This is a genomic window from Myxococcus stipitatus DSM 14675 (genome assembly GCF_000331735.1).
In the GTDB taxonomy this organism is placed as follows: Bacteria; Myxococcota; Myxococcia; order Myxococcales; family Myxococcaceae; genus Myxococcus; species Myxococcus stipitatus.
Genome location: NC_020126.1, coordinates 8220107 through 8235146, shown reverse-complemented (window position 1 = coordinate 8235146; position 15040 = coordinate 8220107). Strand labels below are relative to the sequence as shown.

At 66.6% G+C, this 15040-nt stretch carries 15 protein-coding genes; 11 read left to right on the top strand and 4 right to left on the bottom strand.

The genetic code is table 11. From position 1 onward, the window contains the following. Nucleotides 1-23 precede the first annotated feature (23 nt). The 4 genes from MYSTI_RS31630 to MYSTI_RS31615 form a co-directional block, all read right to left on the bottom strand. On the bottom strand, nucleotides 24-791 hold the full coding sequence (locus tag MYSTI_RS31630) for an ABC transporter permease (RefSeq protein ID WP_015351896.1): 768 nt from the start codon (nucleotides 789-791) through the stop codon (nucleotides 24-26). Further along, nucleotides 788-1768 carry an ABC transporter ATP-binding protein gene (locus MYSTI_RS31625; protein ID WP_015351895.1) on the bottom strand — a complete coding sequence of 327 codons (981 nt, stop codon included), beginning with the start codon at nucleotides 1766-1768 and terminating at the stop codon, nucleotides 788-790. Before MYSTI_RS31625 ends, MYSTI_RS31630 begins: the two co-directional genes overlap by 4 nt. Continuing rightward, nucleotides 1765-2673: a tetratricopeptide repeat protein gene (locus tag MYSTI_RS31620; RefSeq protein ID WP_015351894.1), complete on the bottom strand. Its 909-nt coding sequence runs from the start codon at nucleotides 2671-2673 to the stop codon at nucleotides 1765-1767. The genes MYSTI_RS31625 and MYSTI_RS31620 overlap by 4 nt, the downstream gene beginning before the upstream one ends. Before the next feature lie 103 nt (nucleotides 2674-2776). Then, nucleotides 2777-3349, bottom strand: coding sequence for a type IV pilin protein (locus MYSTI_RS31615; RefSeq protein WP_201769030.1), 573 nt, complete (start codon nucleotides 3347-3349; stop codon nucleotides 2777-2779). A 245-nt stretch (nucleotides 3350-3594) separates the two neighbouring features. Here MYSTI_RS31615 and MYSTI_RS31610 point away from each other — a divergent pair, with 245 nt between their 5' ends. The 11 genes from MYSTI_RS31610 (at nucleotide 3595) to efp (ending at nucleotide 15023) form a co-directional block, all read left to right on the top strand. After that, nucleotides 3595-4650, top strand: coding sequence for a prepilin peptidase (locus tag MYSTI_RS31610; RefSeq protein ID WP_044900789.1), 1056 nt, complete (start codon nucleotides 3595-3597; stop codon nucleotides 4648-4650). Between the two features lie 16 nt (nucleotides 4651-4666). Further along, entirely contained in the window at nucleotides 4667-5821 is a 1155-nt protein-coding gene (locus MYSTI_RS31605; RefSeq protein WP_015351891.1) for a sensor histidine kinase, read from the top strand. 49 nt (nucleotides 5822-5870) lie between these two features. Beyond that, nucleotides 5871-7289, top strand: a complete 1419-nt coding sequence (locus MYSTI_RS31600; RefSeq protein WP_015351890.1) for a sigma-54-dependent transcriptional regulator — start codon at nucleotides 5871-5873, stop codon at nucleotides 7287-7289. Nucleotides 7290-7485: 196 nt separating this feature from the next. Continuing rightward, nucleotides 7486-8568 carry a type IV pilus assembly protein PilM gene (pilM, locus tag MYSTI_RS31595; RefSeq protein WP_044281774.1) on the top strand — a complete coding sequence of 361 codons (1083 nt, stop codon included), beginning with the start codon at nucleotides 7486-7488 and terminating at the stop codon, nucleotides 8566-8568. A gap of 28 nt (nucleotides 8569-8596) precedes the next feature. Beyond that, nucleotides 8597-9277 (top strand): PilN domain-containing protein, encoded by a 681-nt coding sequence (locus tag MYSTI_RS31590; RefSeq protein WP_015351888.1) that lies wholly within the window; start codon nucleotides 8597-8599, stop codon nucleotides 9275-9277. A 13-nt stretch (nucleotides 9278-9290) separates the two neighbouring features. Beyond that, on the top strand, nucleotides 9291-9872 hold the full coding sequence (locus MYSTI_RS31585) for a type IV pilus inner membrane component PilO (protein WP_015351887.1): 582 nt from the start codon (nucleotides 9291-9293) through the stop codon (nucleotides 9870-9872). A gap of 43 nt (nucleotides 9873-9915) precedes the next feature. Next, nucleotides 9916-10482, top strand: a complete 567-nt coding sequence (locus MYSTI_RS31580) for a pilus assembly protein PilP (protein WP_201768933.1) — start codon at nucleotides 9916-9918, stop codon at nucleotides 10480-10482. A 57-nt stretch (nucleotides 10483-10539) separates the two neighbouring features. Then, nucleotides 10540-13242 (top strand): type IV pilus secretin PilQ, encoded by a 2703-nt coding sequence (locus tag MYSTI_RS31575; RefSeq protein WP_015351885.1) that lies wholly within the window; start codon nucleotides 10540-10542, stop codon nucleotides 13240-13242. A 36-nt stretch (nucleotides 13243-13278) separates the two neighbouring features. Further along, nucleotides 13279-13902 (top strand): hypothetical protein, encoded by a 624-nt coding sequence (locus MYSTI_RS31570; RefSeq protein ID WP_015351884.1) that lies wholly within the window; start codon nucleotides 13279-13281, stop codon nucleotides 13900-13902. A gap of 42 nt (nucleotides 13903-13944) precedes the next feature. Further along, entirely contained in the window at nucleotides 13945-14307 is a 363-nt protein-coding gene (locus tag MYSTI_RS31565; RefSeq protein WP_015351883.1) for a roadblock/LC7 domain-containing protein, read from the top strand. Nucleotides 14308-14441: 134 nt separating this feature from the next. Further along, on the top strand, nucleotides 14442-15023 hold the full coding sequence (gene efp, locus MYSTI_RS31560; RefSeq protein ID WP_015351882.1) for an elongation factor P: 582 nt from the start codon (nucleotides 14442-14444) through the stop codon (nucleotides 15021-15023). The last annotated feature ends 17 nt before the right edge of the window (nucleotides 15024-15040 follow it).

Below are 15040 nucleotides of genomic sequence, written 5' to 3'. Positions count from 1 at the left end.
GTCGGCTTCGGAGGCGCCCGGGGTCAGCGGAAGTCGCGTCGCTCGAAGATGAAGATGGCCACGGCGGTGAACAGCGCGGCCCATCCCATCGCGTAGCTGGCACCCGAGAGGAAGGTGGCGGCATCCACATGCAGGGCGTACGTCGCATGGGGGCGGAAGTTCACCCGCTCCAGGTTCGGCAGCAGGTAGTAGAGCCCCGTGGCGAAGGTCTTCACGGAGCCCGCATCCAGCCGATTGGCGATGTCGTAGAGGTCATTGGCCAGGTGGCCGGCGAAGTAGATGCCGGTCGTGGCGATGGCCGAGACCGCGGGGCCCGCGAAGCTGGAGAAGAGGATTCCGGCGCTCGTCAGGACCAGCAGCTCGAACCACAGTCCCGCCACCGCGACGAGCTGCACGGAGCTGATGCCCACATCGAAGAGCATGAGCTGGCTGGCGAAGATGAGCATCATCGCGCCCATCAGCACCGCGAGCGTCAGCATGTTGCCCGCCAGCCGCGCCAGCAGGAACTGCGTACGCGAGACGGGCTTGCTCACGACGAGGAAGATGGTGCGCCGTTCGATTTCCCGGCTCAGCAGCCCGCTCGACAGGAAGATGGTGAGGAAGACGAGGATGAGGCTCATCATCCCCAGGCCAAAGTCGGTGAGGACTCGGTCGAACGTCGCGACCGTGACTTCCGTCACGAGCGTGGACGACAGCAAGACCACCGCGGCGAAGGCACCCACCACCACCGTCACGCGGTTTCGGCGTGCTTCCCGGAAGCCGTTCCAGACCATCGCGCCAAACGCGCTCATGTGTTGATCTCCCCGCCGACGCTCGTCGCCCGTCCAGAGTCCTTGAGGGCATCCATGAAGAGTTGCTCCAGTGAGAACTGAGCAGCCTGGAGGCTGTTGACGCGTCCCCCGGCGGCGAGCACCAGGCTCAGCATCCGCTGGCTCTGCGCATCGGACACCTGCACGCGCACGCGTCCATCCAGGGACTGGGTGGTCGTCAGGTCCTGGCCCATGCTCTTCACCTGCTCCAGCTTGAGCCCCTCGACGACCATCTCCACGGTGGGGACCTGCGCGGACACCAGCTCCTGCACGCTGCCTTCGCGCACGCGGCGGCCACCGACGAGCACGGCCAGCCTGTCGCACAGGGCTTCCACGTCCGGGATGATGTGGCTGCAGAACAGCACCGTGGTGCCGCGCTCTCGCTCGGCGAGGATGAGGTCGCGCATCTGCCGGCGCCCCACGGGGTCCAGGCCGCTGGTGGGCTCATCCAGGATGAGCATCTTCGGCTTGGCCACCAGGGCCTGCGCCAGCGCCACGCGCTGCACCATGCCCTTGGAGTAGCGGCGGATCTGGAGCTTCTCTGCGGCGCCCATCTCCACCGCGCCCAGGACCTCCTTCACGCGCAGGTCGAGCTCATGGCCGCTCATGCCGCACAGCTGCCCGGCGAGCGTCACGAACTCGCGGCCCGTGAGGTACTCATAGGGCGCGGGGTTCTCGGGCAAGAAGCCCACGAGCCTGCGCGTGGCCGCGCGGTCGACGGGCTGCCCGAACAAGGTCGCGGTGCCGCTGCTGGGCCGCACCAGGTTCATCAGGATCTTGATGGTGGTGGACTTGCCGGCGCCGTTCGGGCCGAGCAATCCGTAGATCTGCCCGGTACCGACTTCGAGGTCCAGGCCCTGGAGGGCGCGGACCGTGCGGTTGAACCAGAAGCCGACCTTGTAGGTCTTCGACAGGCCTCGGACCTGGATGGGCGGAGCGTCAGGGCTGGGATGAGTCATGGTGCGTTCTTCGAGTCCATGGGCTTGGGCACGAGGCGTTCCCCGTCCGCGGTTTTCTCGTTGTAGATGAGCTCCAGCCGGAATCGGGCTGCCGAGGAATAGGCCCGGCCGTCCTGTCCGAGGAAGAGCTGTCCTCCCAAGGGGTCGGCGGGAAGCTCCCTGAGGTCTCCGGCCGCGACGACGGCTTCGAGGTTGCCTGGCAGCGCCCCCGTGCGTGTCTTGTAGGCTTGGATGGCCTTGTCGACCTGCTGGAGCGCCTGCTCCTGGAGGATTTCGTTCACGCGGCGCTCGTAGTGGGCGCGCGTCTCGTCATCCTCGGCGCTGTCGCGCATCATCTGGGCCAGGCCCAGGCTGGTGTCGAAGTCTCCGGCCTGGGCGTAGAGCCGTGTCGCCAGACCTGAGTACCACTCGGGAGCACCGGGCTCGCGCGAGAGCTCCTCGATGAGGGCGGCGGCCTCTTGGTAGCGGTGCTCGAAGAAGATGAGGTTGTAGGCGAGCTGGAAGTGGATGCGCTTGTCTTCGGGCGTGTTGGCCAGGCCCTTGCGCAGGATGCGCGAAGACAACGCGACGTTTGCATACTCCTCGCGCTCGAGCTGGATGGGGATGGTGATCCCCGCGAAGGTGTAGACCTTCGAGAAGCGAGGGTCGAGGTCCGTGGTGAGGTCCGCGTAGTAGTAGATGTCGCGGTACTCGGACACGCTTCTCGCGGAGCCCACCCGGTTGATGGTCATCACCCAGAAGTAGTCGGCGACCAGTCCCAATTGTGCCTTGAACAGCACCTTGAGGAATCCGGCGCGAGGCAAGAAGGGGCGATCACCCAGGTGAGGTGGAGGGAGAGGCCGGCTCGAGAGGACGAAGACCAAGGCCAGTCCAGCAGCCAGGAGCACGATTGGCAGCTTGCGCATCACATCCCTAAGAAGAAACACGGGACACCTGAAGACGCTCAGGTATCCCGTGAATACTACGCGACGGCATGTCGAAGTGGAGGACCGCGTCGCAACGAACTGCTTACGGGCAGCTCACGTCGTTGTAGGCGTTGCCCGGCTCGCCGCCGCTGATGGAGCCCGGCGGGTCGATGCCGCAGGTGTTCTGCAGCGAGGTGGGGGGGGTGGCAATCGAGGTGATGCCCCACGTGTCGCCTTCCTCGTCGTTGTCGACGTTGCCGATGGCGATCGCGTTGAAGGAGCAGTTCGGGCAGTCGCCGTTGATGCCCGGGGTCAGGGCGTTGTTGCCAGTCGGAGTCTGCGTGAACCGCGCCAAGTCCTGGCCGATGCAGCCAGCCGTGTAGGTACGCGCGGAGACAGCCTGGGCCGCGGGCGCGCAGGTGTTGATGCCGTAGGTGTAGCGGTTGCCCGGCTCCGGATCAAAGCCGACGACCTTGAAGTCGCTGACGTACTTGTCCTTCTCGCCGAAGTACGCCTTCTGGGCCGTGAAGATGGCCTTCAGGTTGGTCTTCGCCTCCGACTGCTTGGACTTGGCCTGGAAGCGAATGAAGTTCGGGATGGCGATGGCCGCCAGGATGCCGATGATCGCGACCACGATCATCAACTCGATGAGGGTGAAGCCACCCTTCTTCTTCATCAGACGATTCAGCATGTCGGGAGTGCTCCGCAGGTGCAGGAGGGGGGTTGGACGACAGCCGAGGGTCATAGCACGAACGGTGCCATGCCCAACAATTGGCCCAAACCGGTGAATTCCCATGCGCGGGCCCCAGGCTCCTCGCCTGGCTGTTCCTCGAGCTGCCAAATTTTGTCACCACGGCTGACGGAATTCGTCGATCCGCGATGCTGCCCTCCTCGTGCCTCGACGCTAGGATGCCGGGCTCCGTGACGGATTCCTCCCTCGTGCCGACCTGGGCCGGGCCTGCCTTCACCGCCTTCCTCCTGGTCCTCGGCCTCTGCATCGGCAGCTTCCTCAACGTCGTCATCGCCCGCGTTCCCGAAGGACTGAGCATCGTCCGACCCGGCTCTCGCTGCCCGAAGTGTGGGCACGTCCTGTCCTGGTACGAGAACATTCCCGTTCTTTCGTGGGTCGCGCTGCGGGGCCGGTGTCGAGGCTGCCGCGCGCCCATCTCCGTGCGCTACGTGCTGGTGGAGCTGCTCACCGGGCTGCTCTTCCTCGCGTGCTTGATGCGGTTCGGATGGACGTACGAGCTGCTGCCCGCGCTGGTGCTCGTGTCGCTGTTGGTTCCGCTGACGTTCATCGACCTGGCGCACTGGATTCTGCCGTTCTCGTTGACCATCCCCGGCATCGCCGCGGGGTTGGTGCTCGCCTTCCCGCGTGGCTCGGACGCGGTGGTGGACGCGACGCTGGGCGCGGTCATCGGCTTCCTCGTGTTCCGCTTGATGGAGTACGCGGGATGGAAGGCGTTCCGGAAGGAGGCGCTGGGCGGAGGCGACAAGTTCCTCGTCGCGCTGCTCGGTGCGTTCCTCTCCTGGCGCGCGCTCCTCGGCATCCTCTTCTTGTCGTCGCTGCAAGGCGCGGTGGTGGGCCTCGCGATGCTGGCGTTCACGGGGCGCGCGGGCCCGTCGACTCCTCCCGCACCCGAGGGCACTCCGCCGCCGACCCCTGAAACAGGCGAGGCCCCGCCCGCGGACGCCGCGGAACCTCCAGAGCTCACGATGACCTGGGAGTTCACCCGGCCGGGGCTGCCTGTCTGGAAGCGGCTTGCCTTGGTTCCATGGTGCCTGCTGTTCCAGCCCATCCCGGATGCGCCACTCGATGAGGAGACGGGCGAGGAAGAGGAGTGGGTGCCTGGGCCCACCAACATCCCCTTCGGCCCCTGGTTGGCACTGGCGGGTCTGGAGGTGATGTTGCTGGGACCGTGGATGGCGCGGGTGCTGCCCATGGATATCGCGCTGCTGTTGGGCGGCTCGAGATGATGCGCGGAGGCGCGCGATGAAGTGGCGCATCGCCAGCGTGGCGTTCCTGTTGGGCTCTCTCTGCACGGGACTCTCCTGGCTGTCGCTTCAGCCCGTCCTCATCCGGTTGTTGGAGCTGGGGCGTCGCCTGGCCGCGCCCGGGTCGCCCGACGCGGAGGTGCTGGCACAGGTGCGCGGCTTCCTGCCGCTCGCACTCGGACTGGACCTGGTCGCGCTCACCTTGCTGGCCTACGCGGTGCTGTACCTGACGGTGGGCCGTCCGCTGCGCTCCGCGGAGCACATGGTGGAGCAGTTGGGCCGGCTCGAGTGGGACCCGCACCTGTCGCCCACTCAAGGAGGGCCACTGCTGTCGCGGATGCAGCGGGCGCTGCAGCGATTGGCGGAAGCGCTGCGCGAGGAGCAGGCCCTCACCCGTTCTCAAGTCGAGTCCCTGCGCGAAGCCAACACCCGGCTCGCGCGAGCGCAGACGGAGCTCGTGACGTCCGAGCGGCTCGCGACGGTGGGGCGGCTGGCCGCCGGCGTGGCGCACGAGGTGGGCAATCCCCTCGCGGGCATCCTGGGCTACCTGTCGCTCGTGCGGATGAAGGCGCCGACGCCCGAGCTGAAGGACTACGTGGAGCGCATCGACCAGGAGGTCCAGCGCATCGACCGCATCGTGCGAGGTCTGCTGGACCTGGGTCGGCCGGAGACGGCATCTCCGGGCCCGGTGGACGTGAGCTCGGTGGTGGAGACCTGTGTCCGGTTGGTCCGCGCCGCTCCGGAGCTCGCGGGGGTGACGGTCGACCTGGCGCTGGAGCCCGGTGTGGTGGCGCGCGCGGAGGCGGGACCCCTGTCGCAGATCCTCATCAACCTGCTGCTCAACGCGGCGCAGGCGATGGGCGGGAAGGGGAGTGTGCGGGTCGTCGCGCGACTCGAGGGGGGCGAGGCGCGGGTCGTCGTGAGGGACCAGGGCCCGGGCATCCCTCCCGAGGTGATGCCCCGGCTGTTCGAGCCCTTCTTCACCACGAAGGGACGTCAGGGGACGGGCCTGGGGCTCGCGGTGTCGCTGCGGCTGGTTCAGGTGATGGGCGGACGGCTGGGCGCGGAGAACCTCCCCGAGGGCGGCGCGTGCTTCACCGTGTCCCTGCCCGCCGTGGGTGTGGAAGCGGGCGGCGTCACCTCGCGGTCATAAGCTATGCCCCCCGCTGGGACTGGGGGATGATGACCCTGGAAGGCCCCTCATGTCCTTGTTCCGCTCCATCCTCGTCGCCGACGACGAGCCCTCCATCCGGCACATCCTCACGTTGGTGCTCACTGACAAGGGCTACGACGTGCGCGCCGTCGCTGACGGGGATGAGGCGCTGCGGGAGCTCGCGGCGCGCGACTACGACGTCCTGCTGAGCGACGTGCGCATGCCTCGCAAGGATGGCCTCACGCTGCTTCGCGAGGCGCGCGAGGCCCACCCGGAGCTCACCGTGGTGGTGATGAGTGCCTACGGCTCGCAGGAGCAAGCGCTGGAGGCGGTATCCGCGGGCGCCTACGACTACGTCCAGAAGCCCTTCAAGCCCGAGGAGATCGTCTTCGCCCTGCGCAAGGCCGAGGAGCGCGAGCGGCTGCTGAGGGAGAACCGACGCCTCAAGCAGGGCGGTGTCCCCGTGGTTCCCCAGGGACACATCCTCGGCGAGAGCGCCTCGCTTCAAGCGGTGCTGAGGCAGGTGGCGCGCCTGGCTCCGGTGGACACCACGGTGCTCATCAGCGGCGAGAGCGGCACGGGCAAGGAGCTCATCGCCCGGGAGCTGCACACGCGCAGCCCTCGCGCGCCGCTCCCGTTCGTCGCCGTCAACTGCGGCGCCATCCCCGGCGGACTGTTGGAGAGCGAGCTGTTCGGTCACGCGAAGGGCGCCTTCACCGACGCACGCACGGCCAAGCGAGGACTCTTCGCGGAGGCCGACGGGGGCACGCTCTTCCTCGATGAAGTGGGGGAGCTGCCGCTGCCCGCGCAGGTGAAGCTCCTGCGTGTGTTGCAGGAGGGGGAGATCCGACCGGTGGGGGAGAGCCGGGTGGAGAAGGTGGACGTGCGCGTGGTGGCCGCCACGCTGAGAGATCTGGGCAAGCTGGTGGAGAAGGGGGAGTTCCGCGAGGACCTCTACTACCGCCTCAACGTGGTGAACGTGCGGGTGCCTCCGCTGCGAGAGCGCCGCGAGGACGTGCCGCTCCTGGCGAAGGTCTTCATCCAACGCTTCAACCGCGAGCTCAACCGGGAGTCTCCGGTGGAGGGCCTGTCCCCGGAGGCGGAGGCGCTGATGTCCTCCTATGGTTGGCCGGGCAACGTGCGTGAGCTGGAGAACGCCATGGAGCGCGCCGTCCTCCTGGCGGATGGCCCGCACATCCTCCCTGCCAACCTGCCCGAAAGGCTGTGGGCCGCGCCCTCACCCGCGTCGTCTGGGACAGGCCGCAACGAGGTGCCACAGGCGGGTAGCGACCTGTCGCTCAAGCGGGCCATTCGCGACCTGGAGGAGTCCTACATCCGCGCGGCCCTCCGTCAGACGAAGGGGAACCGCACTCGGGCGGCCGAGGTCCTGGACATCAGCCACCGGGCGCTGCTCTACAAGATCAAGGAGTACGGCATCGACCCGGACGCGGAGGCCGACCGGGGATGACCTGGAAGATTCTACGGGGCCGATTGACGGAATGCCGCCGGGGCCGGAAAATCGGGCCTCCGCGACCGTGGTGGGGGGCCTGGCGCAGCAGATACGGCAGGGATCCCGACCGGGCGGCGAGCAGGCGGGCTTCGGGCACTTTTTAGGAGGGGTTGACGGCCAGTGCTACGCTGGCTGCCTCTCGACGGAGTCAAGCATGGCGAAGGGCAAACTGGCACTCGGTCTGGACATCGGATCGACCTCCATCAAGATGATCCTGCTCAAGGAGCAGCGCAAGCGCGGCGAAGTGGGCTTCGCGTTGCAGAGCTTCGGCATGAAGCCGCTGCCTCCGGAGGCCATCGTCGACGGCGCCTTGATGAACTCCACGGCCATCGTCCAGGCCGTCCAGGAGCTGATGTCCGAGCTGAAGGTGAAGGGCAAGGACGTCGCCATCGGCGTGTCCGGTCACTCGGTCATCATCAAGAAGATTCAGATGCCGCGCATGTCCCAGGAGGAGCTCGAGGAGAGCATCCAGTGGGAGGCCGAGCAGTACATCCCCTTCGACGTGAAGGACGTGAACATCGACACGCAGATCCTCGACGGGGGCGGCAACGACGCCACCGGTCAGATGGATGTGCTGCTGGTCGCGGCCAAGAAGGACATGATCAACGACTACACCACCGTGGTCTCCGAGGCGGGCCTCGCGCCGGTGGTGGTGGACGTGGACGCGTTCGCCGTCCAGAACATGTTCTCGGTCAACTACGACCTGCCGGAGAAGGAGACCGTCGTCCTCATCAACGCGGGCGCGTCGGTGGTGAACATCAACATCATCGCCAACGGCGTGACGGTCTTCACCCGTGACGTCACCATCGGTGGCAACCAGTTCACCGAAGAAATCCAGAAGCAGCTCAACGTCTCCTACGAGGAGGCGGAGGCGCTGAAGATCGGCGGAAACCGCGCGGACGCGGACGCCGTTGTTCCTCAAGAGGTCGAGCGCGTGCTCTCCAGCGTCGCCGAGCAGGTGGCGGGCGAAATCCAGCGCTCCTTGGACTTCTACGCCGGCACGGCGGCGGACTCGAACTTCACCAAGGTCTACCTGTCGGGTGGCACGGCGAAGATTCCCGCCCTGTTCAAGACCATCGAGGCGCGCACGGGCGTGCCGGTCGAGATTCTCAATCCGTTCCGCAAGATTGACGTGGACAACCGCAAGTTCGACCCCGCGTTCATCATGGACGTGGCGCCCATGGCCGCGGTGGCCGTGGGATTGGCGCTGAGGCGTCCGGGCGACAAGCTGGCCTGAGACCGTCCACTTCTTGGAGACGACGCACATGATGATTCGCATCAACCTGCTTCCCGTCCGGAAGACGCAGACCAAGAAGAAGGGCCAGACGACCCTGGTCCTCTTCGGCGTGCTGTTCCTGGGCGCCGCCGTGGGCAACTACTTCTGGTACGATGACCGGGAATCCGAGCGCGTGCGCAACGCGAAGGCCATCGCCCAGACGCAGGCGAAGATCGCCGAGCTGGAGAAGGTCATCGGCGAGGTGAAGAACATCAACGCCCGCAAGACCGAGGTCGAGAAGAAGCTCGCCGTGCTCGACGCGCTCCGGAAGGGGCGCAATGGTCCGGTCCGCATGATGGACGCGCTGGCCTCCGCCACCCCGAAGAAGGTCTGGGTGAAGAGCTTCGCCGAGTCCAGCAACGCGGTGTCCATCGATGGCTCGGCGGTCAGCCACGACGAGGTCGCGGAGTTCATGCGCGGCCTGAACGGTGTGGTGTGGACCCCCAAGGGAATGGGGCGCCTGGTGGATCAGCGTCGCGAGACGAAGACGTCCCGCGTGGAGTTGCTGACGGCGGAGGCCACGGTCGAGGAGTTCCCGAGCGCGGAAGTCACGCCGTTCTTCAGGAACATCGACCTGACCAGCGCGGTCCAGACGAAGTCGACGAGCAGCGCGGGTGCGCCCTCGATGGTCGACTTCAAGATCACCCTCAACGCGAACTACGCCATCTGACCGAGGCCCCGCCATGGACAAGTACCTGGACCAATTCGCCAAGGCCTCCCCGGGCGCCAAGTTCGGTGGCCTGGCCGTGCTCATCGCCCTGATGACCGCCGCCAACTTCTTCCTCGTCATCCAGCCGACGGAGGACCGGATCCGCATCCAGGTCGGCCAGCGGCGCCAGCTGGACCTGGACCTCGCGGAGAAGAGCGCCATCGCTCAGAACCTCAACGAGCGGCGGCGCGAGATGGACGTGCTGGAGCAGAAGCTCGCGGAAGCCCTCACGGAGCTGCCGGAGAAGAAGGACGTCGAGGAGCTGCTCGCGCAGATCAACGACATCGGGAAGAAGAGCGGCCTTGAAATCGCGCTCGTCCAGCCCGACCGCGAATACGTCGGGGGCGGCGAGTTCTTCGCGCGCATCCCCATCCGCATGACGGTGCGCGGCAACTACCATGAGATCGCCATGTTCCTGCAGGAGATGGCGAACATGCGCCGCATCGTGAACGTCAACAACATCAACCTGGGGCAGGCGGCGCTCAAGAACGAGAAGGTCGTCCTGCAGAGCAGCTTCCTGGCGACGACTTTCCGGTTCGTCGAGACCAAGAACTAGAAACTTGATCCGTCCGGAAAGTAGGGCGACAAGGGGATTGAGGATGAAGATGTTCAAGGCCACGATGACGACTGCCGCGCTCGCGTTGACGCTCGCCGCATGCGAGGACGCGCCGCCTCCCGCTCGGCCGGTGGCCGCGGCGCCGGCACCCGCTCCCGCGGCACCCGCGGAGACCGCTGTGGCCGTCGAGGCCGCGGCTGCTCCGGCCTACGTCTATTCGTACAACCCGGTGGGGAAGCGGGACCCGTTCCGCAGCCCGCTGGAAGAGCTGAACCAGTCGGGACAGGCCAGCCAGGTCACGACCTGCACCGAACCCCTGTGCGCGTTCGACCTGGACCAGCTCAAGCTGGTCGCGGTCGTCACGGGGGACGCCAATCCACTTGCCATGGTCGAAGACCCCCAGGGTCGAGGCCACATCGTGCGCCGCAATACCCGCGTGGGGCGCCAGGGCGGCAAGGTCACGCAGATTCTCCGCGACTCGATGACGGTGACCGAGGTGTTCTCGGGCAACGGAGAGATCATCAAGAACCCGGTGACCCTGCAGCTCAAGCCGGATGACAAGCAGGACCCTAGCTACAATCTGATGACCGGCAAAAACTTCGGGGAGTAGCGCCCCTTAGGCGCGCCCGCGGGCGGCAGCCCGCTTCCAACTGTGGTGAGGGGACGCATGCTCGAGAGGAGCGCTGTGACGAGGGGCAAGTGGATGTTGGCGGCCGCATTCGTGGCCGTCCTTGCGGGCGCCGAGGTGTCTGGCGCTGAACTGAATACGTTGAGGGACGTCGCGGTGTCCCGAACCGGCTCTGGCGCCCAGGTGGTGGTGACCGGAACCCGGCCTCCTACCTTCACCGTGTTCCGGCTGAGTAGCCCGGAGCGACTGGTGGTGGACCTCTCGTCGGCGGATGCGACGGGTATCAAGGGCCATCACGACGGCTCGGGTCCCGTCGCGGGAGTCGTGGCGTCGCAGTTCTCGGATGAGCGCGCGAGCGTGGGCCGGGTGCTGCTGGCGCTGGACAAGGCGTCGCAGTACGACGTCCGCGCCGACGGCAACCGCGTGGTGATCTCCGTCGACGGCGCCGAGGCCAAGCAGGCCGAGCCGTCGCCCGTCGTCACGGCCCCGGCGGCCCCCTCCGTCGCGAAGCCCGCCGTGGTGGCGGAGGCCGCGCCGCAGGTGAAGGCCTCCGAGCCCTCCACGAAGCCGGCCCTGCCGGAGAACGTGGTCGCGGCCGAGGCCGATGAGCGCGAGGTGGCGAACCCCGCCCAGCGCATCACCCAGCTGGCCTACTCCGACGAGACGCTTCGCATCCGCGCGGATGGCGACATCGCCCGCTATGAGGTGCTGGAGCTGGCGGACCCGCCGCGTCTGGCGGTGGACCTCTATGGCGTGGGCCTGGCGGCCCGTGCGCCTCGCGTGAATGGCGCGACGCTGCGGGAAGTGCGCGTGGGCGCCCACTCGGACAAGGTCCGGCTGGTGCTCGACGTGCGCGGCAAGATGCCGGCCTACCGCGTGGACCGCGCGGACAAGGGCCTGGAAGTGGTGCTGGGGGGCGCGGTGGCTCGCAAGGCCGCGCCGTCGCCCGCGCCGCAAGAGGTGGTTGCTTCCGTGGCGGAAGTGGAGCCCATGCGCCCCGCGCCGGAGCCCGTCGAGGCGCAGGCGCCCGCCACCGCGTCCATGGTGGAGGTCAAGGACCTGTCCTTCCAGGAGGGTGGGGCGGGTGGTCGCGTGGTGCTGAAGCTGACCGGCACGGCGTCATGGAAGGTGGACCGTCCCGATCCGCGCAGCGCGGTCCTCACGCTGGAGAACGCCCGGCTGCCGAAGAAGCTGGAGCGCAGCCTGGACACCAGCGCGCTCGAGACGCCGGTGAAGATGATCAGCGCCTTCAGCGTGCCAGGCGAGAGCCGCAAGGTGCGCGTGGTGGTCGCCGCGGATGGCGCCATCGACGAGAAGGTCACCCAGAACGGCGGCACGCTGTCGTGGCGGCTGGATGTGAAGGGTGTGAAGACGGATGAAGTGGCTGTGGCCCAGCGCACCGCCGGCTTCACCGCCGAGGCGCCCGCCTATGCGGCCGAGGGTGCGCCGCAGCAGGCTCGCTACCGCGGCAAGCGCGTCTCCTTCGAGTTCAAGGACATCGACATCCAGAACCTCCTGCGGGTCATCGCGGAGATCTCCAAGAAGAACGTCGTGGTCGCCGATGACGTCTCCGGTCGCGTCACCATCCGTCTGCGCAATGTGCCCTGGGACCAGGCGCTGGACCTCATCCTGCGCACCAAGCAGTTGGGCAAGGAGGAGTTCGGCAACATCATCCGCATCGCTCCGCTGAAGACCTTGGAGGAAGAGGCCCGTCTGCGCCAGGAGCGCAAGAAGTCCCTCCAGCAGCAGGAGGACTTGATGGTCAACCTCATCCCGGTCAACTACGCGGTTGCTGGCGACATGTCGGCGCGGGTGAAGGACGTGCTCAGCGAGCGTGGCACCGTGACGGTGGACTCGCGGACCAACGTGCTCATCGTCAAGGATGTGCGCGCCAATACGGAGAAGGCGCGCGCGCTGGTTCGCAGCCTGGACACGCAGACGCCGCAGGTGCTCATCGAGAGCCGTATCGTCGAGGCGAGCACGAACTTCACGCGGGACCTCGGCGTGCAGTGGGGTGGACAGGCGCGTCTCTCCCAGGCCACGGGCAACTCGACGGGGCTCATCTTCCCCAACAACGTCGCCATCACGGGCGGCGCGGTGGGCACCGCCGCGGGGCTCCCGGGTGTGCCGAACTTCGCGGTGAACCTGCCCTCGGCGGGTGGCGCGGCGGGCCTCGGTGGCGCGCTGGGCTTCACCTTTGGTTCCGCGGGCGGCGCGCTCCAGCTCAACCTGCGTCTCTCCGCGATGGAGCAGGAGGGAAGCGTCAAGACCATCTCCGCCCCGCGCGTGACGACCCTCGACAACAACACCGCTCGCATCAGCCAGGGTCTCTCCATCCCGTTCAGCCAGGTGTCCGCGGGTGGCGTGAACACGACCTTCATCGAGGCCCGCCTGTCGCTGGAGGTGACGCCGCACATCACCCAGGACGGCAGCGTGCTGATGGCCATCACCGCTTCCAACAACCAGCCGGATGCTTCCAGCACGGGGGCGAACGGGCAGCCCGCCATCCAGCGCAAGGAGGCCAATACTCAGGTGCTGGTCAAGGACGGGGACACCACGGTCATCGGTGGTATCTACGTTCGCCGAGGCTCCTCGCGGGTCAACTCGGTGCCCTTCTTGTCGAAGATTCCGGTGCTGGGCCTGCTGTTCAAGCAGTCCGTGGAGTCGGATGACCGGCAGGAACTGCTCATCTTCATCACGCCCCGCATCCTCAACCGCCAGACCATCGCGCAGAGCCTCTAAGGCATCGCGCCTCTTCTCGTAGGAGTGCGTTCGCTCATGAAGCCTATCTATCTCATCGCGTTGTTGGCGCTTGGTTCGGTGTCCTGCGTCGACGACTACCCGAAGCTCCAGATCCTCCAGTCGACGCCGCCCGACTCGAGTTGCACCATCCCGGACAACCGGCAGTTGCTGAACGGCTCGCTCAATCTGGCGCTGGCCGGCAACTACCAGATGGGGCTCATCGTCACCTCCAACGTGTTGGAGACGCCCATCGTCGTGGGCGCGCCGCTCACGGACCCCGATGGCAACGCCATCTATGTCACGGAGCTCGACCTCAGCTACCGCACGGAGCCGGAGCTCAACATCCCCAGCGCGACGGTTCCCATCCATGGCACCTTCAGGGCCGCGGGGAACGGAGCCATGCTCCTGAACATCTTCACGCTCGATGCGCTGCAGGCCCTGAGGTCCGCGACCGGGGGGGCGAACTTCGTCGAGACGCTCGTCACGCTGAAGGTGCGCGGCAAGATGCTGGATGGCTCGAAGGTGGAGACGAACACAATCACCTACTCGGTCCAGGTTGGAAACATCCCGTTCTCGTGTCCTCCTGGCAAGGCGGTCGAGCCCCCGACCGAAGCCTGCGACCAGCGCGGCCAGAACGGCGTCCTGCCCGCGTGCAACTAGTTAGGAACGGCGCCTGTCCCCAGGCGCACTGAGTCCAAGACCATGTCCTTTCGCACGCACCTCGAGTCAGTCGTCAACCAAGTGGATGGGGCCCTTGCCTGCAGCGTGATGGGCTTCGACGGCATCTCCGTCGACACCTTCCAACGCGAGGAAGCAGGCGAGCTGGACCTGAGTGTCGCGTGGGTGGAGTACGCCAATCTGCTCACGCAGCTGCGCCATGCCGCCGAATCGCTCAAGACGGGCGCCGTCAGTGAGGTCAGCGTCAACAGCGACAAGGTGCTGACCCTCATGCGGCTGGTGTCGCCAGAGTACTTCCTGGTGCTCGCGCTGCGCGCGGACGGCAACTACGGCAAGGGCAGGTATGTGCTGCGCGTGACGGCCCCCAAGGTCCGCGCGGAGCTCTAGACGCCGCGTTGTACGGCAGTCGTCCAGACGCCGCGGCGCTCCGCAGGTTTCCCCTTCCCATGGGAGGGGGCATGGGCTAGACACCCCCGACTTTTCAAGGTTCCGTAGTTTCGAGTCTGAAGGAGTCGGTCCCCATGGCGGGTGTCATCGATACGTCCGAGTTTCACAACGGCATGAAGATTGAGATCGACGGCGAGCCGTTCGTCATCGTCGAGTTCCAGCACGTGAAGCCTGGCAAGGGTTCATCTTTCACCCGCACCAAGCTCCGGAGCCTCATCTCTGGCCGCGTCCTTACGCCGACGATGAAGTCTGGCGACAAGGTCGGCAAGCCGGACATCGAAGAGAAGGGAATGCAGTACCTGTACGTGCAGGGTGACGACTACTACTTCATGGACACCCGCGACTTCGAGCAGACCTTCCTTTCGGAGAAGGTGCTCGGTGAAGCGAAGAACTTCCTGAAGGAGAACATCAACGTCGACATCATGTTCTACAACGGGAAGGCCATCGGCGTGTCGCTGCCCAACTCGGTGGACCTCAAGGTCACCAAGTGCGACCCGGGTGTTCGCGGCGACACCGTGTCCGGTGCCCTGAAGCCGGCGACCCTGGAGACCGGGTTCGTGGTCAACGTCCCCCTCTTCATCAACGAGGGTGACGTGCTCAAGATCGACACGCGCGACGGTGGCAAGTACCTCACCCGCGTGGCCGTGGCCGGTTAGTCGCACGACTCCGACGG

Coding starts and splice junctions, on each gene's coding strand:
- MYSTI_RS31630 (WP_015351896.1), bottom strand. CDS start 791: ATGAGCGCGTTTGGCGCGATGGTCTGGAACGGCTTCCGGGAAGCACGC.
- MYSTI_RS31625 (WP_015351895.1), bottom strand. CDS start 1,768: ATGACTCATCCCAGCCCTGACGCTCCGCCCATCCAGGTCCGAGGCCTG.
- MYSTI_RS31620 (WP_015351894.1), bottom strand. CDS start 2,673: ATGCGCAAGCTGCCAATCGTGCTCCTGGCTGCTGGACTGGCCTTGGTC.
- MYSTI_RS31615 (WP_201769030.1), bottom strand. CDS start 3,349: ATGAAGAAGAAGGGTGGCTTCACCCTCATCGAGTTGATGATCGTGGTC.
- MYSTI_RS31605 (WP_015351891.1), top strand. CDS start 4,667: ATGAAGTGGCGCATCGCCAGCGTGGCGTTCCTGTTGGGCTCTCTCTGC.
- MYSTI_RS31600 (WP_015351890.1), top strand. CDS start 5,871: ATGTCCTTGTTCCGCTCCATCCTCGTCGCCGACGACGAGCCCTCCATC.
- pilM (WP_044281774.1), top strand. CDS start 7,486: ATGGCGAAGGGCAAACTGGCACTCGGTCTGGACATCGGATCGACCTCC.
- MYSTI_RS31590 (WP_015351888.1), top strand. CDS start 8,597: ATGATGATTCGCATCAACCTGCTTCCCGTCCGGAAGACGCAGACCAAG.
- MYSTI_RS31585 (WP_015351887.1), top strand. CDS start 9,291: ATGGACAAGTACCTGGACCAATTCGCCAAGGCCTCCCCGGGCGCCAAG.
- MYSTI_RS31580 (WP_201768933.1), top strand. CDS start 9,916: ATGAAGATGTTCAAGGCCACGATGACGACTGCCGCGCTCGCGTTGACG.
- MYSTI_RS31575 (WP_015351885.1), top strand. CDS start 10,540: ATGCTCGAGAGGAGCGCTGTGACGAGGGGCAAGTGGATGTTGGCGGCC.
- MYSTI_RS31570 (WP_015351884.1), top strand. CDS start 13,279: ATGAAGCCTATCTATCTCATCGCGTTGTTGGCGCTTGGTTCGGTGTCC.
- MYSTI_RS31565 (WP_015351883.1), top strand. CDS start 13,945: ATGTCCTTTCGCACGCACCTCGAGTCAGTCGTCAACCAAGTGGATGGG.
- efp (WP_015351882.1), top strand. CDS start 14,442: ATGGCGGGTGTCATCGATACGTCCGAGTTTCACAACGGCATGAAGATT.